Here is a 16,583-nt window from a genome sequence, read left to right as displayed (position 1 = left end):
AAGACATTATTGAATCCATAAAGAAAGATAAAGCTATCTGGAAAAACTATAAACAATTTTCGGATTCCTATAAAAGAATCCGTATTGCTTATATTGAAGCAGCCAGAAACCGGCCAGAAGAGTTTCAAAAGCGACTCTCAAACTTTATTGATAAAACATAAAAAACACAGGGGACGGTTCTATGTATCATGCTGCAACTATAAGTAAATAACTTAGAAGGTGGAAAAGGAAGAAGAAAACTGATAATTCAAGATCTGACTTTATATAGCTCATAAATCCAGGTTTTTATAAGTTTAGATTGTTTGAATAATAAAGTGAATAATTAATTGTTTGGTAATTAACAAGTTAAAAAATCAAGTTTAATGTTTAAAGCTTATAGATTGAATAAGGCAAATCAACATTTTTTGGGATGGTTTTAATATATTTACTACGAAAATCTGGGTCCTGCATACGACAGGTTTGTCTCCGAAAACAATAGGCAGGATGGTGTAAAATCTTTGCCCATAAGTTTTTCACAGATTCTTCCCTTATATTTCCAAAAGAAAGTGGCGTAAAATCACAAGGAGTAAAATCACCTTGTGCTGTAATATGAAATTGCCAGTTGGCAGCAAGACAACCTATAAATCTTGAAAACCCTTTTCCAGTATTGGTCCATGTTTGGGTAATAATCCGAGGCTTTCCTTTGTATTTTTGATTAATTTTCTTGCTATCACCCAGTAGAATCTGTCTTGCTTTTTTATCAAGGAGGATACCTTCTTGGTCTTTCAGTTTTCCCGTTTGTATGGCATCAAAGACAGAAATTTCATGGACACCCCATTGGGCACAAAGATCAGCAATAGGCAAGATATCATGCTCTAATGCTTTTTCTTGTGTTGCATAAGTTGAGATGCCGACCATTAGTCCTGCCTTTAAAGCATTTTTAACGCCTTCCTGTACAGATAGAAAAGCACCTTTTTTACCTCGCAAACGATTATGTTCTGCTGGTTCAGAAGAATCAAGACTAATATGGACCCCAAATAATCCTGCCTTTTTTAATGAGTGAGCTCTTTGTGTTGTTAACTCTAATGCATTGGTAAAAACGATTGAGATGGCTTGTTTTGGAGAAATATATGATATAATTTCTTCTAAATCAGTTCGGAGAAGTGGCTCACCGCCGGTAAAAGTGAAGTTGGTAAGACCCAGATCCAGGCATTGCTGGGTAACGTTTTTTAATTCATCAATAGTCATAACAGGAACTGTTTTAGAACGCCCTTTGGCACTACAATGGACACAACTGCATTGACAGGAATTGGTGACACCAATAGTAACTGCCATAGGGATGAGTCTTTTATATAAGATAGAAGATAGGAAGGCTTCAAACATTCGTGAATGAGCTGGGCTGGGGATAGGAGGCAGGTACATAGACGCTACATTACCCCCATTAAATTTTGACAAAAAACCGATTTTACTATGAAAGAAAAAATACGATTTGACTAGAAACCATGTACGTAATGAATAGTGTCCTTGTAAAGAAGCTCTGATTTTTCCATTATTATTATTTACCAGAATTCTCAAGTTTTTTAATTCTGGTAGATTTGGAAAACAATATTCAAGGTCCACAGTATCCCCCCCCTCTCTAGGATTGATATTATAGAAATATTTAAAATTGTAACATAAGCGTTTAAATAATCCAAATAGCTAATAATATTTAAATAGTAATCCTGGAATAGGAATATATAGTTACAATTTTAAGAAAAAAGTAGATCAAACATAGTTAACCATAGTTGTAGCCCTTCAGCACAAATGCTGAGAGTTTTTTATTTCTATATACTATAATACAAGTTTGGATATAATTTAACATAGACACTTTTAAAAAAACACAGAGGAGGTTTTACTATCTCAATAACTCGGTAACTTTTTTCAACTTCGCATAAGGGATCATATAGTTTAATCTTCAGTTTCTTCCAAGGGAAAAATGTAATGAAATATGTAATTATGATATAATATCTTGTTAAATTAAAGGAGGTATTTCTCAATGAAAATAACTGTTTTCAACGGAAGTCCACGAGGAAGAGAAAGTAATAGCTATAAGATTGTTCAACCTTTGTTAGAAGGGGCGGAATCTGCAGGGGCTCAAACTGAAGAGATTTTTTTGATTGAAAAAAACATCGAATATTGCCGGGGATGTTTTATCTGTTGGGGCAAGACACCAGGTAAATGTATTATTGATGACGATATGGAAAAGCTATTGGATGTTTTCCTGGAATCTGATTATGCAGGGATGGCTACCCCAGTATACGGTATGTACATGACTGCATTATTAAAGAATTTTACTGATCGTTTTCTTCCCCTGGCAACTCCTTATATCGATAAAAATGAAGATGGCAGCTTCTATCATAAGAGAAGGATTAAAAAATTTCCACAGTAATTTTTTATTGCAAATTCCGGATTTCCGGGAGAGCATAATTTTAATATATTAAGAGCAATTGGAAAGATGCAAAATTTTTTCTTAGAAGTTTACCGTAATTGCGGAGAAGCCCTAAATGAGCCATTAGAAAACTTACCTCCTTTAGTTAGTAAGAATATTAAAAATTATTATGATACTTTAAGAAAGGCAGGGGAGGAAATAGTTATTAACGGTCAGGTTAGCAAGGATACAGTAGATCAATTACACCTTCCTTTAATAAGTGATGAGGAGCAGACTGAACACAGGAGACGGTTCTTTGTGTGAGAAGACATGGGGCTTTCACATTTGACATATAACAAATATAATCAAGAAATGAGAATCAGATCCTGTGTTAACAGAATTAGATTTCACAACCTCACATAGTTTCTAATCTTCTAAAAATAATCAAAGAAGAGGCAAAGGATTAGGCTATATAATCTCTCCTGTGAAGCTGGGAAAAGGTACCGCGTTAGTTAGCTAGCAAAATACCTCCCTGATATCTTACTTTAAAAATTTTTTTGTATCTATTCGCATAAACGAATATAATATGAATGATGCAAAGGAAATAATATCATAGGATTTTCTAAAAGGATATAGCATATGTCCGAAATTTCAAGCAAAGAAGTTGCCAGGCTTTGGGGTATTAGCCAGCGGCGAGTACAAGTATATTGTGCTGAGGGCAGAATATCCGGTGCCAGACGTGTGGGGCATATGTGGATGATTCCCTCCGGGGTGTCTAAACCTGTAGACCCACGACTTGCTTCTGCAGAAAAGAAAAGCCACTATTGGCCGAATTTTTTTCTCCTGGATAGTACTATTATGCAAATGGATAGCGTTCAGCAGATGATTGATTCAACCACAGACAATTTGCAAAGAAAACAATTAATAGGTGAAATCGCATATATGCAAGGTGATTATCAGAAAGCAGCGGGATGCATTGATGGTGTGAGAGATGACAGTCCGGGTTATTTACATGCCCTTGCTATCTCAACAGCTGCAAAAATTGGAGTAGGAGACTTAAAGGCTTTTCAAGCTACCTGGAACAAATTGAAAGAATTAAGACATAGACACTCAGATACACCTGGAATATGCCGCATGGTTGAACTCGTTCAGGGTTTGCTGGCTCTTAGCGCATACGTTCCAGAGAATTGCCCTGACTGGATTTTAAAAGGCGTGTTGAATGATTTACCTTACTCTTCCTGCCCGATGGCTCTTTATTTGCGTGCTAAAGGTATGCTGGCATTAGGACAGATAAAACAACTGGTCAGTACTGCTGAAGCTACACTGTCTTTTTCTTCTTCTTCCGGTTCCGGTATTCAAGATGTTTATCTTTATATCATATTAGCCCACGGGTATGTTTATCTGCAAAACATGGATAAGGCATATGATACATTGCTGCATGCGGTGAATATCTGTCTTCCAAAAGGCTTTATTTCACCTGTAGCTGAAAGCATCTCCTCTCTGCTGGGCATTGGGGAGAGATGTCTTAAAAAAGCCTATCCCCGGTTTCAGACGCCAGTACTGTCTTTGCACCGGCAAATATCTCCTCCCTGGCTAAAAATTCACAATATACTTACCCATAAAAATATTACCAGCTTACTAACCCGTCGGGAGTATCAGGTAGCTTTGAGTGTAGTTGGTGGATTTAACAATCACGAATGTGCTAAACGGTTAGGTATTTCGGTCAGCACTGTCAAAGGGCATCTGCAATCGGTTTATCAGAAGTTAAATATCTCCAGCCGAAAGGCTTTGAAACAATTCATCATATCTGCATAAAAACCTGTCCAAAATAGTTCATTTTTGGTTCTGTTGTGGTGTAAAAATAAGTGCTATATTTACAATAGATTTTTCTTTTTTCTACAGCATTAAAGTTAATTATAAAACCAGGAGGACTATTTTGAATAAAAAAATATTTTACTTTTCTATTCTTTTTATTTTTGCCTTGTTTTTATCCGGTTGTGATTCTATTATTGTTGACAATACTGAAATAGATATAGAGTTAGAAACCAAGAGAGTTGAAGATGCAGTACATAATTTTTGGTCATTTATCGATTCTCAAGACGAATACCATGCTGCTTGGGCTTGTTCTCCGGGGTTTGATTATGGCTTTGTAATATATCCAGCAACCAAACAGTTTGTCGATCCATATTTTGAACAACTCGATTATATTAAACATGTATGTGGTACTACTAAGGTAATTGTTGATATATATGCTTATATCCGGGATATTTCTTTTATATGGGATGAGTCAGGTAATCTCAGGGCAATAATAGATATTCAAGTGAATAGAACTATTATGAACTGCGGTATTTTAAACAATACAATAGCTAGATTTGGGACCATGGAATTAACATATTGTGATATCGAACCATATTGGGAAGATGGGTGGTATGTAGACAATGTAGATATAGATCTTTTTTAGATACAGATTTTTAACTAAGAAGCAAAAAAGTAAATGGAAAATACCAGGATTTTGAAGACTATATTACAAGTAAGGCCGAGGATTCGGACTCTATAAAATTTGTTATTTGTCAGGACAATCAATCTATTATTATTTTTCGATTAATTTTGTTATGCAAAAAATAATTTTGTGACAAGGTCATTATAATATCTCCCTTTCTATTTTTATGTTTTATCAAGGGACCTACAGCTTCAAGATCTCCTCTTTGAGTGGGCTATTTCTTCTTAATTTTACAATGATTGTTCTTTGATTTCTAATATTTAATTGACAAAGAGGTCTTTTTAATGAACAATTATAGAAATATTTAACTTCTAATTATAATTTCTAAAAAATATTATTTAAAACGAGGTAAGGCAAATGTTAATTAGATTCCAAAAAAGAATGTTCTTATTTATGCTGTTAGGTGTACTTTTCAAGAGATCTTAGGAGGTAAAAAATGAAAAGAATCATTTATTTAATAGTATTCTTGACCTTTTTAGTTATCCCTCTTCAATTTCAATCGATGGCTATTCTACAAGATATTTGGATAGATTCCAAGATAAGTCAAGTCTATGTTTATCCTCAATCAGCGATGATCGTGAGAGAAGGGAAGGTCGAACTGGACCAGGGGCGTTACCGCGTCATCTTTGATAATATTTTAGAAGTATTTGATGAAAAAACAATTAATGTAGAAACTTTACAGACAGGGAAGGAGAACGCGAAAGTTACCGGGGTTAGCATCGAAACGGAAATTTTGTCGGAAGAACCAGAAGAAAAAATAAGGCAATTGCAGAATGAAATCAGCAATCTGGAGAGAGAAAATAAAAGAATCACAAATGAGAAGAGCGGTTTGAGCGATAAGAAAGAATTTTTAAATTCCATTATCTATCTTTTTCAAGACCAAAGGATGTACGGAAACTCCGGGAACACTTCAACCCTCATACCCTCAACTGAACAGTTGGAAGATATCTATACTTTTTTAAATGACAAGCTAAAGGAAAATTATAACCAAACCCTGATCTGCGATTTTGAACTTGAGACAAATCAGGCAAAGATTGATTACTTGCAAAAGCAGATTCTCCTAATTTCCGATAGTCAAAGAGAAACAAAAAAAGTCATATCTGTAGACTTAGAAGTCTTACGGAAAAGTAATTTTAGTATTATTTTATCCTATTTTATCAGCGGGGAGGTAAGTTGGGAACCTGTTTATGATGCGAGGATAGATATCAGTGAAAATCGGATTGATTTCATAACCTATGCTTTGGTCAGACAAGCCACCGGGACCGATTGGAAGGATGTATCTTTATTCCTATCCACTGCCAGGCCAACTATTTCAGGACAATTACCTCCGATAGTGCCTTGGATTTTAAGACCTTATCAGCCTGATCAAAGAATAGGTCAAAAAATGGAAGCTCCAATGGCATTCCGGGAAGATACAGACGCGGTTTCTATGAGTGCTGTAGCGGAACAGGAATTTTCAGTGCCTGTTGAATATGGTGGCACCAGTGTAACTTTTAATATTCCGGAAAAGACTTCTATCTATTCGGGTAGCAAGCAGGAAAAAATATTAATTTCTGAACAAGAAATGTCAGGTGCATTTAACTATAAGACTTTTCCCAGGGGAAATCCTTTTGTATATTTTAATACTTTTCTGGAAAATGACTTAGCCATTCCTTTATTGCCGGGTCAAGTGAATATCTTTTTAGATAGTGGTTTTACAGGAGATACTGCCATTGGTTATATCCCTCCGGGAGAAGATTTTGATCTTTCTTTGGGTATTGCCGAAAATGTAAAAGTGAAAAGAGAACTTTTAAAGAAATTTAGGGATCAGACAGTGATTGCAAATATACCATCTTTGAAGATAACCACAAAATATGAATATAAAATCACAGTAGAAAATTTTCAGGATATGAATTCATTTATTGAAATTTTTGAAACGGTTCCTATCTCCGAAGATGATCGAATACAAATTAACATTGATCAGGTTACGCCAGAACCTAAAGTGAAGGATTGGAACGATAAAAAGGGAGTTTGGATGTGGGAATATTTGTTGGAACCTCATGATAAAATCGAAATTGGTATCGTTTATTCGGTGATTCATCCTAGAGATATGCAGATTGTCGGGCTGGTTGACTGATAAAACACAGGAAAACACGGGGGAAGGTTTTCTGTTTGACATCTTTTCTCTGATATTATAGAATTTTTACAAATTATCTCATTACAAGAGGAACTCTAATACCTATAGCTGACCGTATTAAAAGCAGTACTGGAACCCATCACATTATAGCCAGAGGTATCAATCAACAAAGCATCTTCTCCTCTGATGTTGATTATGAAAGATTCTTCAATGCCCTCACCAAATACTGCAGAAAAAGCACCTATAAAATTTATGCTTAATACAAGAAGAGAAATTCTGTTTGGTAAAGAACTTGATCAGCTGGTCTTAAAAGCATTGAACTACCTCGAAGAATTAGATAACTGTTTTCTAAGGCAGCTGGCAGATTAACAGGATTACCTTTGTACTAGATTAGAAGAGGCTGACACAGAGAAACGCCTCCTGTTTGATTGTATTTGTTTGTTCCTGTTTGTTATATTTATTTTTGTTTGGCTCTGTTATTATACAAAACTGTATGCTAAAATATTAAAGTTAATTTTAAATACATGCAGGAGGACTATTTTGAATAAAAAAATATTATACTTTTCTATCTTTTTGTTATTTGCTTTGTTTTTATCCGGTTGTGATTCTATTATTGTCAGTAATACTGAAATAGATATAGAGTTAGAAACCAAGAGAGTTGAAGATGCAGTAGATAGCTTTTAGGCGGCAATTAATGCCCAAGACGGGTGGAATGCATATTGGTATTGCAGTGAGAATGGTTATAAACAATTTGTCGAACCATATTGTGAAAAATTATTTTGCTTAGACGATTATGTACAAATCTAATTATTGATGTATATTCGGGTATCAATGATATATCTTTTGAATAGGATAAGTTAGGCAATCCCAGGGCAATAGTAGATGCTCAAGTTAACAGAACTGTTATGGGATGCGGTGGTTCAAACAGCACTAAAGCTGAATTTGGGACCAGGGGATTATCATATTATGGCGGAGCTGCTGATGTGTGGTGGATAGTAGACGAAGTAGATATAGATTTTTAAGTAAAAAGTTAAAAAGTAAATTTAAATAATAAGAAGGAGTTTTCCTATGAAAAATATCCGTAAGTTCTTGTCTTTCATTATATTATCTCTCATTATAATTTATTTTAGCGGCTGTGAAGGGTTCTTCCCTCCATACGATATGCCAGAGGATATTACAGGCACTGAATGTCCACAAACCGGTTATATCTATAATGGAAGTACTTATAATCCTATCTGGGTTAACGGTTATAGCATCGGAGACGGAAGTCAATATCTGTATACAGATAGCATCTATCTAAATGCTGATCACGTTAGAGGAACCTCAGAAAGAAGTTACGTTACTGATAATCCGGTAGACCTCACCTGCATCAATAGTATAGTTATAGACTGGGAAAATATCGGCTGGGATGGCGAAAATAATAAAAGTTATCTTGTTGTGTCAGCATCTTCAAAGTTTGGTAGTTATAATAATAATGATATAAATTTAGAAAGGATAAAATCTTTCACCAGAAGAATTGATACTATAGATGTCAGCACTTTAACAGGCACTTATTATATTAGAATTCATGCCATAGATGATGGATGGAGTGGTAGATCTACAATCAATGTATATAGTGTTGAATTACTTGAATAGCAAAATAGTAAGAGGAGATACGATGGTACAGGGGAAAAATATGTGGCTACATTCCTTGCCAACTGGCACTTCCACCTGGATGCTCTTACCCAGGTCTTAAATTTCAAATACCAAGATTTTGAAGATTATATTACAAGTAAGGCCGAGGAATTGGATCTCTCACAAAGAGAGTTTATGTTAAAACTTGTTATAGGCTTACATGATGGCTATGCCAAAAAAGTTGGTTTCACAAAAAAATAACATCTTTGTTTAATTAAACAATTATCCTAAACGCTGATGATGTAATAAAAGTATCCACTTATGACCGAGAATAATCCCCGGTGCGATGAATTGGTAAATTATCTTTTGTGACTCATCAGAAAAAATCATTTAAGAGTAAGTTAAATAGGGAATTGTTTTTTGTTCGATGTCTTATGACTTGTATTTATATTTAACCATAGATATAATAAGTAAATTTAGAGTTACTCCCAGTTTAATATTTAATAAAATTTGAGAATGAACATGGATATAATTGAACATAACAGACAAACATGGAATCTGGAATCTTCACAGGGAAGCAGATGGTCTACACCGGTTTCTCCGAATATTATTGAATCTGCCCGCAAGGGTAGCTGGCAGGTAATACTTACACCCAATAAGCCTGTGCCAAATTACTGGTTTGGTAACTTAATTGATAAAAATGTTCTGTGTCTGGCTTCAGGGGAGGGGTGACAGCAGGCACCGATATTGGCGGCTGCGGGTGCAAAAGTAGTCAGCTTTGACCTTTCTGAAGAGCAGCTTAAGAAAGATTGTGATGTTGCAAAACGTGACAGGCTTCAGATACGCAGTGTCCAGGGTGATATGGCAAGCCTTTGTGAATTTGCTGATGAAAGTTTTGACCTGATATTCCATCCGATTTCCAATGTCTTTGTCCCTGATGTAACAACAGTTTGGTCAGAGTGTCACCGTATTTTAAAAAACGGTGGAGACCTGCTGGCAGGGGTTATGAATCCCTCTTTTTTTCTATTTGACCATGAAGAAGCAGAAAAGTGCGGGGAATTAATTGTAAAAAGAAAATTACCATTTTCAGAACCTCATGATCTTAACAACAGCCAAAGAACTCAATGGGAAGCGAATAAAAACCCGGCACAGTTCAGTCATTCATTGAATACCCAGATTGACGGGCAGATAGCGGCTGGTTTTGCCATAATTGGGTTTTATGAAGATTCCTGGTCAGATGAGGCAACATTGCTTAATCGGTTTTCGCCGACGTCTATTGCCACAGGCGCAAGAAAACTTTAAAAAAATAATTAAAGGGAAATGTTTTCTGTTTGATATAAGAAAAATATGAAATCGCCGTCAGCGATATTACTCCTTTTTAAGCAGCTAAACAAATAGCAGAATAGTTAGCCAGTAGAGTCGTTGTAAAGATAAAAATAAATACAGAAGATAATTTTCTGGTTGACATTTTTTCTTTGATAATTTAGGGTATAATTATACAAAATCCTACTCCAGGAGAATTTATTATGCCCGGGATATAGCCCGTATTACCAGAAGAGTATTATCTCTTTTCTTAGATTATTCTTAGATTATGTAATTTTAGGAGGTTTATATTGATAAAGAAAAATAATTTACTTTTTCTTTTGATATTGCTTTTATCTTTATTATTAGGCAGCTGCCTGCCTACACCTCACCTCAACGAGGGTATCCTGAAAGGACAGGCCCTGGTCCCGGTAGGGACACAGAGCAAAAGCTTAACCGGAGAGACTCTTCCCTATGCCGCAGTCCATATTATTGATCCTGTTACATCACAGGTGATAGCCATCGCAATCACTGATGGAGAAGGCTACTATCAGGTTCTGGTACCTGCTGGCGGTCCCTATCTCTTAGAAGTGGTCAAAAAGAGAGTAAGGTTAGAGCAGTTGACATGTGTGGTAGAAGCCGGCACAGAGTATGACTTGGGGACAGTTGATTGTCTAAGCACTGCTGCTGCTCTTATTGTCCAGGCTATACTCGAAGAAGGAGCACTTCTTTCTGAAATTGATTGTGCTATCATAATGGCTGATCCTTGTTTTAGTGATGTTTCTAGTGTAGTTTGTCGTATTATAGAGGGTGGGGGAGATCCCACCATCTCAATCCAGGTTGCTAAGGCTATCCAGGATTTCCTGCATCCACCAGTACCATCACCCACTCCTAGCCCACCACCAATCCCAACCTACACTGTAACATTTGATGAAAATGGCGGTGATACAACAGCAAATCCAATCACTATGAAGAAAAAAAGCGGGCAGAGTTTAGGGACATTGCCCACACCACCAATCAGGGCTAATTATACCTTCACCAGCTGGAATACAGAATCAGATGGATCTGGAACCGAATTTACCGGATCAACATTTATAACAGATGACATCACCGTCTATGCTCAGTGGCTAGCTGTTGATTACTCTCTTGCCTTATCTGTTACTCCTATAAATTCCGGTACAGCAACCGGTGAGGGAATCTATCATGTGAGTGACGCAGTTCAGATTATAGCTACTCCTAATACTGGTTTTATTTTTGTGAATTGGACTGATGATGATAACGGTAATGCGATCGTTTCTACACATTCCATCCATGACTTTACCATGGCTGCTGCCAATGTAAACTATACCGCTAACTTTGTGCCTACTTATGCCTTGACCATGGCCGTCAATCCGATAGGAAGCGGAACGGTAATAGATAACACAAGCACCAGTCCCTATACTGAAGGTATGTTGTTGAGTATCTCGGCAGTTGCAAAAGCTGGGTATGAATTTATCAACTGGAGTACTACGTCAGTTGGCACCTTTGAGGATGCCACCAGTGCCAGTACCACCTTCACCATGCCCGCAGAAGCTGCCCTAGTAACTGCTAATTTTAGATGTGCGCCCGGGTATATTTACAATGGAGATGAGTATGATCATTATTGGACTTATGGGTATATCGAAGGATCAGGCTACTATAGCAAAGATAATAATTATTTATATTTAACAGCTGGAGATTATGGTGCATTTGCCGAAAGGTCTTATGTTACAGATTATCCGATAGACCTTACATGCATTAATAGCATAGTTATTGATTGGAGCAATACTGGTGATGATTACGACAGAAATATGAGTTATCTGGTCGTTTCATCATCTTCCAAACATGGTAATTATGATACTGATGCTGATGCAAGACTGGAAAGAAATAGAAAATTTGATAGAAGCACAAATACTTTAAATGTCAGTAGTCTTAGCGGTAGTTACTATATCAGAGTGCATGCCAGGGATGATAATAGTTTTCAAAGTGGTGATGATTCAAGAATAAGTGTATACAGTATAGAATTACGAAAATAAAAGGACATCGGAATCGGATTTCAACAGGCAGAAATATAAGGAGTCTATTATTCCTGACCTTTTAAACCACCTTTTTTATAGACTCCTTTTTAGGAAAATGCTAAAATATGCACAAATACTTACTTAAAATGCAAAGGATTCTAGATGTCACCAAATGAAAATAATGATTTCTATAAAACAACAACCAGGTTAATTATACAAATAGCTGTAATTCTTTTAATAGTTTTAAATTTTAACAGCTTTATTAACCTGATAAAATTCATTTGGGGGATAATATCGCCTTTGTTTCTTGGTGCAGGCATTGCTTTCGTATTAAATATAATTGTCAGTAGGTATGAGAGAATATATTTTCCCAATAGCTGCAATGGGTTTATTTTAAAGACCCGCAGGACCGTATGTATTTTTTTATCTATATTTACGGTTGTATTAGTATTATTTTTGTTTTTGTACATTCTGATTCCCCAAATAAGTCAATTTATCCATTTATTGTCGACTCAATTGCCAACAATGTACGAGAAAACTGTAGAATGGATTATAGGTCATTCAGAAAAATACCCAATTATCAAACAGAGAATTAAGGAGTTGGATATAAGTGGTGAAGCTGCACTAAATAAAAGTCTGGAAATTATGAACAGCTGGACGTTTGGCTCGGTATCTTTTATTGGGATTGTTTTTGGTAAAATTATTGAATTTGTGCTAGCAATAATATTTAGTATATATATTTTGTTTGATAAAAATACTGTGAAAAAGAATTATCAGAAATTAAGTAATACTTATTTGAGCAGTAAAACAAGAGAACGATTAGCTAAAATTATAAAAATAACAAATGATACATTTTCCAGTTTTTTTCTGGGACAATTTAAAGAAGCAGTTATATTAGGTATTCTATGCACTATCGGCATGATAATATTGAGATTACCTTACCCAACTACTATTGGCTCTGTAGTTGGATTATCTTCTATTATTCCAATGGTGGGAGCTTATATAGGGGCAGCCTTTGGCATTCTATTAATTATAGTTGTTGATTGGTTTAGTGCAGTTATTTTCTTAATATTTATTATTATCTTACAACAAATTGAAAGTAATTTTATTTATCCAAAAATTGTAGGTGATACAATTGGCCTTCCTGGAATATGGGTATTTGCTGCAATTGTTGTGGGAACGGGACTAATGGGTTTTTTAGGAATTTTGTTAGGAGTTCCTATTGTAGCAACAATCTACAAATTACTTAATCAATCTTGAAAATCAATCATTCTGAAGGTTGCCAAAAGAAACCTCTTTATCATCTTTATATCAGAAATATATAAAAAAGATCGCATAGATCGAAGGTAAAAGTAATTATCATAACAACTAAGCATTCTTTTTGTATCTTGAAAAATATTAATCTGGATTAACTTCGTCTGCCCTGAAATATATCTGGAAAACATCAAATTTAAGTATAAGAATGGCATAACCCCAGAAGCAATGATCCTTCAGATCCAGATATTGTAGCAACGACCATTATTGATGGTGGAGGAAATGGGAGTGTGCTTTCAATTGAATATAGTGACAATATTACCATAGAAAGGTTTACCATTCAAAACGGAGAGGAAGGTCTGGGTGGTGGGATAAAAATAAATGGTTGTTCACCCACTGTTCAGAAAAATGTCATTCAAAATAATGCAGGAGGAGGAATCTATGTTGATGATAGTTCAGCAATTATTCTGGACAATACCATTAAATACAATGAATCATTTTCTGGTGGAGGTATTGAGGTTCTTAGAAACAGCTCTTCCATTATAAAAGGAAATATCATTACTTACAACATAGCAGAAACTGTAGGTGGTGGAATTTCTATAGAATCTTGTGCGGGCAACGTCCCTGTTATTATAGGCAATTTTATTGCTTATAACACAGCGAAGCTATACGGAGGGATTTATATGGTTCCAGATACTTATTATGATATTCCACCTGTAATCGGGGGTACATATTTTTCTGATAAAGACAATTTTAGTACTATATGGAGTAACATCTGTGATTTAGATCAGATTTTTCCAATGTATTATTCTAATAATTATGTTTATGATACATGCCCATGATATAAATATAAAGGAATATAGCGTTGTACTAGTTTGATAATAATATCTCAAAGATATTATTTAACTTAAGTGATAAGAAAAAAAGTTTTCTATGAATTTGAAACTGTTATAGAGAAAGTTCCTGACATCAACTGTGCTTATGTCAAATTTCCTTATGATTTGAAGAAGGAGTCCAAAAAGGGAAGATTAAAAGCCTATGCCATTTTTGATGGAGTGCCATATGATGGGAGCATCGTGAATATGGGATCAAAATAATGATGGTTCGATATGTTATATCATAGGATTACGCAAGGATATTCGTACTAAAATTGGCAAATGACCTGGTGATGTCTTGAAAGTAACAATAAAAGAAAGATGATATAGAAAGCGGTTTTAATAAGCCAGGCAATAGAAAAACATCTGGTTTAAGAATTACTTTTAGAGCTTTATTTAATAAATAGGTGCTATAATTAAAATATGAAGAAGAAAACTGTAATAATATTAGTTATTTTGTTTTTGGTTATCATAGTTGCTGGTATTGATTTAAATAGTAAAAACGAATTGGAACAAAAATATGAGGAAAGTTATCCAGGAACAACTGATTATTTTGTTTTTTCTTGTCCGTGTGGAGATGAAATTAAGATAAGATACGATAATAAAAACAATGAAGCAATACTGTTGTTTAATGGTCAAAACTATATTCTGCAAAGAGTCATAAGTGGTTCTGGATCCCGATATGCTAATGACGATGAGTCAATAGTTTTTTGGGAGCATCAAGGTGAAGTAATTTTAGAAATTGATGGAGAAATAGTAGCGCAAAACTGTGTGCTTGATAAAGGAAGTGATGATTGGAAAGAATTTAAATCAAATGACATTATATTCCAAGCCCCAGAATATTTAGAAGCAGAATATGTTTCTTTTCAGAAATGGCCCCCAGAGATAAAAATCCTTACTAATAAAAATGATTGGCCTTGGGAAATAGAAATAAAAAACGAAGAATTAGCATGCCAGACAAGTCCTGAAGAGAGCAGTTTTTCCAGGAGATTTTATAAGCAAAATATTAATGGAAGAAATTATTGCATTAGAGCCGAAAGTGAAGGAGCAGCAGGCTCAGTATATACAGACTATACCTACTTTGTAATTTATAAAGGGAATCTGATTTCCATTAATTTTGTATTGCGTTTCTCAAATTGTTCTCATTATCCGGAACCTAAAAGAATAGAATGCTTTACAGAGAGGGAAACTTTTGATATAGGTAATACTATAAATGAAATAGCAGAAAGCATTTCTTTCACTTCAGGTGATTCTTCTTTGGAATAGACTATTTTCTAATTTAAACTCACTTTGATAATTGATATGGAGTAAGATGAAGAACAGTTCTCTATAGCAAACACATTTCTCTTAATTATAGAACAAGTATTCTCTCCTGGTATAAGGTATTTCAAGCTACCAACAAAAAGGGAATGAAAATATACCAGGCAAAACAAAAGCATGGCTTTAACTTAAAATAGGTTACTTAATAACATATATAACATTATACTACAATAAGTAACATTGTATTAGTATATGTATATCATATATAAAGATAGTAACTGATGTTAAATGATAATTCAAGACCTGACCCCAGGTTGCAGGTTGTTGTTTGGGAGAAGAATTTATGATAGATTATTTGACCTATTACTATAAGCTTGGTACAGAACCATTTCGTAGCTTATCAACCCTATCTGATGAGGAAGCCATAAAAATCATGAAAGAGCTTTACAGCAAGACCGTTTTTGGGGAAAGATTTCAGAATCCCAACCAATATTTGCATAATCGAAGGGAAACGGAGAAATGGGTATATAATGAGTTTAAGAAAAAAGGAGGACGACCCCAGCATACATATCCGATTCCCATGGTGCTTGGGACATCCAGATGGATGGTAAAAAATTCTCCAAATCCAGATCTGCATGGAGAAATACGCATACCTCTCTCAGTATTTTCGGAATACGATGTCAGTTTTACTTACCCGGATAGCATGATATCCCTGTGGTTTGTTCGGGAGAAACCCAAAAAATACTATATGGCTGATTATCACGGAAAAGTATTTACCGTATCGGAAATACTTTCCATCATAAGAGAAAAGGGCATACCTGAAGATAACTGGCATACGAATCTTCCGGATAGTCTTGCTCCTTATATCGAAGCCCAGGTATGGAACCATAAAATCCTGGAGGAATTCAAGTGATACGGGGGAAGTGATACGGGGGAAGTGATACGGGGGACGGTTCTCTGTTTAACTGCGAAGTGGATTAGATTGCTGGAAATTGTATCCTGTAAAAAATAAAAAATCTTATAAAATAATTGATTTATAAAAATAATGATAGTATATTTAAAATAATGTAAAAAGTATAAATATCAGCATAGCTAGATAAAAGGAGGTATGGCTATCTAAACAAAAAAGCTCCAAGCTGAGAAAGGTTAACCATCGTAAACGATGGGACACAAAGTCACGGGTCCCGCATCCATACGTCTCCCCCAATGAGACTGTCGGACTGCCTGCATTCTATCTATA

18 protein-coding genes, 1 pseudogene and 1 riboswitch are annotated in these 16,583 nt (G+C 35.2%); of the genes and pseudogenes, 18 read left to right on the top strand and 1 reads right to left on the bottom strand.

Translation table 11 applies throughout. The annotated features are described in order from the left end of the window. On the top strand, window positions 1-161 hold a 161-nt coding region (locus PHD84_09095), incomplete at its 5' end, for a YdeI/OmpD-associated family protein (protein MDD5637952.1). A gap of 205 nt (window positions 162-366) precedes the next feature. Here the strand turns inward: PHD84_09095 and PHD84_09090 are convergent. Continuing rightward, on the bottom strand, window positions 367-1,599 hold the full coding sequence (locus PHD84_09090) for a radical SAM protein (protein MDD5637951.1): 1,233 nt from the start codon (window positions 1,597-1,599) through the stop codon (window positions 367-369). A 415-nt stretch (window positions 1,600-2,014) separates the two neighbouring features. Here PHD84_09090 and PHD84_09085 point away from each other — a divergent pair, with 415 nt between their 5' ends. From PHD84_09085 to PHD84_09005, 17 genes and pseudogenes are all read left to right on the top strand, one after another. Next, window positions 2,015-2,407 carry a flavodoxin family protein gene (locus tag PHD84_09085; protein ID MDD5637950.1) on the top strand — a complete coding sequence of 131 codons (393 nt, stop codon included), beginning with the start codon at window positions 2,015-2,017 and terminating at the stop codon, window positions 2,405-2,407. A 66-nt stretch (window positions 2,408-2,473) separates the two neighbouring features. Further along, the gene (locus tag PHD84_09080; protein ID MDD5637949.1) at window positions 2,474-2,710 is read left to right on the top strand and encodes a hypothetical protein; all 237 of its coding nucleotides are present in this window, start codon (window positions 2,474-2,476) and stop codon (window positions 2,708-2,710) included. Between the two features lie 315 nt (window positions 2,711-3,025). After that, window positions 3,026-4,201 (top strand): LuxR C-terminal-related transcriptional regulator, encoded by a 1,176-nt coding sequence (locus PHD84_09075; protein ID MDD5637948.1) that lies wholly within the window; start codon window positions 3,026-3,028, stop codon window positions 4,199-4,201. Between the two features lie 121 nt (window positions 4,202-4,322). Further along, window positions 4,323-4,847 (top strand): hypothetical protein, encoded by a 525-nt coding sequence (locus tag PHD84_09070; GenBank protein MDD5637947.1) that lies wholly within the window; start codon window positions 4,323-4,325, stop codon window positions 4,845-4,847. Between the two features lie 475 nt (window positions 4,848-5,322). Next, entirely contained in the window at window positions 5,323-7,002 is a 1,680-nt protein-coding gene (locus PHD84_09065) for a mucoidy inhibitor MuiA family protein (protein MDD5637946.1), read from the top strand. Between the two features lie 186 nt (window positions 7,003-7,188). Then, window positions 7,189-7,371 carry a hypothetical protein gene (locus PHD84_09060; GenBank protein MDD5637945.1) on the top strand — a complete coding sequence of 61 codons (183 nt, stop codon included), beginning with the start codon at window positions 7,189-7,191 and terminating at the stop codon, window positions 7,369-7,371. Window positions 7,372-7,542: 171 nt separating this feature from the next. Continuing rightward, window positions 7,543-7,686, top strand: a complete 144-nt coding sequence (locus PHD84_09055; protein MDD5637944.1) for a hypothetical protein — start codon at window positions 7,543-7,545, stop codon at window positions 7,684-7,686. 384 nt (window positions 7,687-8,070) lie between these two features. Then, a complete protein-coding gene (locus PHD84_09050; GenBank protein ID MDD5637943.1) occupies window positions 8,071-8,637 on the top strand; it encodes a hypothetical protein in 567 nt (188 codons plus the stop codon). Window positions 8,638-8,679: 42 nt separating this feature from the next. Then, window positions 8,680-8,877 carry a hypothetical protein gene (locus PHD84_09045; GenBank protein ID MDD5637942.1) on the top strand — a complete coding sequence of 66 codons (198 nt, stop codon included), beginning with the start codon at window positions 8,680-8,682 and terminating at the stop codon, window positions 8,875-8,877. Window positions 8,878-9,138: 261 nt separating this feature from the next. Beyond that, a complete protein-coding gene (locus PHD84_09040; GenBank protein MDD5637941.1) occupies window positions 9,139-9,348 on the top strand; it encodes a hypothetical protein in 210 nt (69 codons plus the stop codon). A 15-nt stretch (window positions 9,349-9,363) separates the two neighbouring features. After that, the gene (locus PHD84_09035; protein ID MDD5637940.1) at window positions 9,364-9,918 is read left to right on the top strand and encodes a class I SAM-dependent methyltransferase; all 555 of its coding nucleotides are present in this window, start codon (window positions 9,364-9,366) and stop codon (window positions 9,916-9,918) included. Between the two features lie 311 nt (window positions 9,919-10,229). Next, the gene (locus tag PHD84_09030; protein ID MDD5637939.1) at window positions 10,230-11,972 is read left to right on the top strand and encodes an InlB B-repeat-containing protein; all 1,743 of its coding nucleotides are present in this window, start codon (window positions 10,230-10,232) and stop codon (window positions 11,970-11,972) included. 144 nt (window positions 11,973-12,116) lie between these two features. Continuing rightward, complete coding sequence (locus PHD84_09025; protein MDD5637938.1) at window positions 12,117-13,214, top strand: AI-2E family transporter; 1,098 nt, start codon at window positions 12,117-12,119, stop codon at window positions 13,212-13,214. 260 nt (window positions 13,215-13,474) lie between these two features. Further along, complete coding sequence (locus PHD84_09020) at window positions 13,475-14,050, top strand: right-handed parallel beta-helix repeat-containing protein (GenBank protein ID MDD5637937.1); 576 nt, start codon at window positions 13,475-13,477, stop codon at window positions 14,048-14,050. 108 nt (window positions 14,051-14,158) lie between these two features. Beyond that, window positions 14,159-14,369: pseudogene (locus PHD84_09015) on the top strand (DUF1905 domain-containing protein). A 137-nt stretch (window positions 14,370-14,506) separates the two neighbouring features. Next, window positions 14,507-15,349, top strand: coding sequence for an MliC family protein (locus PHD84_09010; protein MDD5637936.1), 843 nt, complete (start codon window positions 14,507-14,509; stop codon window positions 15,347-15,349). Between the two features lie 337 nt (window positions 15,350-15,686). After that, the gene (locus PHD84_09005) at window positions 15,687-16,256 is read left to right on the top strand and encodes a hypothetical protein (GenBank protein ID MDD5637935.1); all 570 of its coding nucleotides are present in this window, start codon (window positions 15,687-15,689) and stop codon (window positions 16,254-16,256) included. A gap of 221 nt (window positions 16,257-16,477) precedes the next feature. Next, a riboswitch (cyclic di-GMP riboswitch) is annotated at window positions 16,478-16,571 on the top strand. Window positions 16,572-16,583 lie beyond the last annotated feature (12 nt).

This window comes from Atribacterota bacterium (genome assembly GCA_028717805.1).
Lineage (GTDB): Bacteria > Atribacterota > Phoenicimicrobiia > Phoenicimicrobiales > Stramentimicrobiaceae > Stramentimicrobium.
This window is presented reverse-complemented; position numbering and strand designations above follow the sequence as displayed.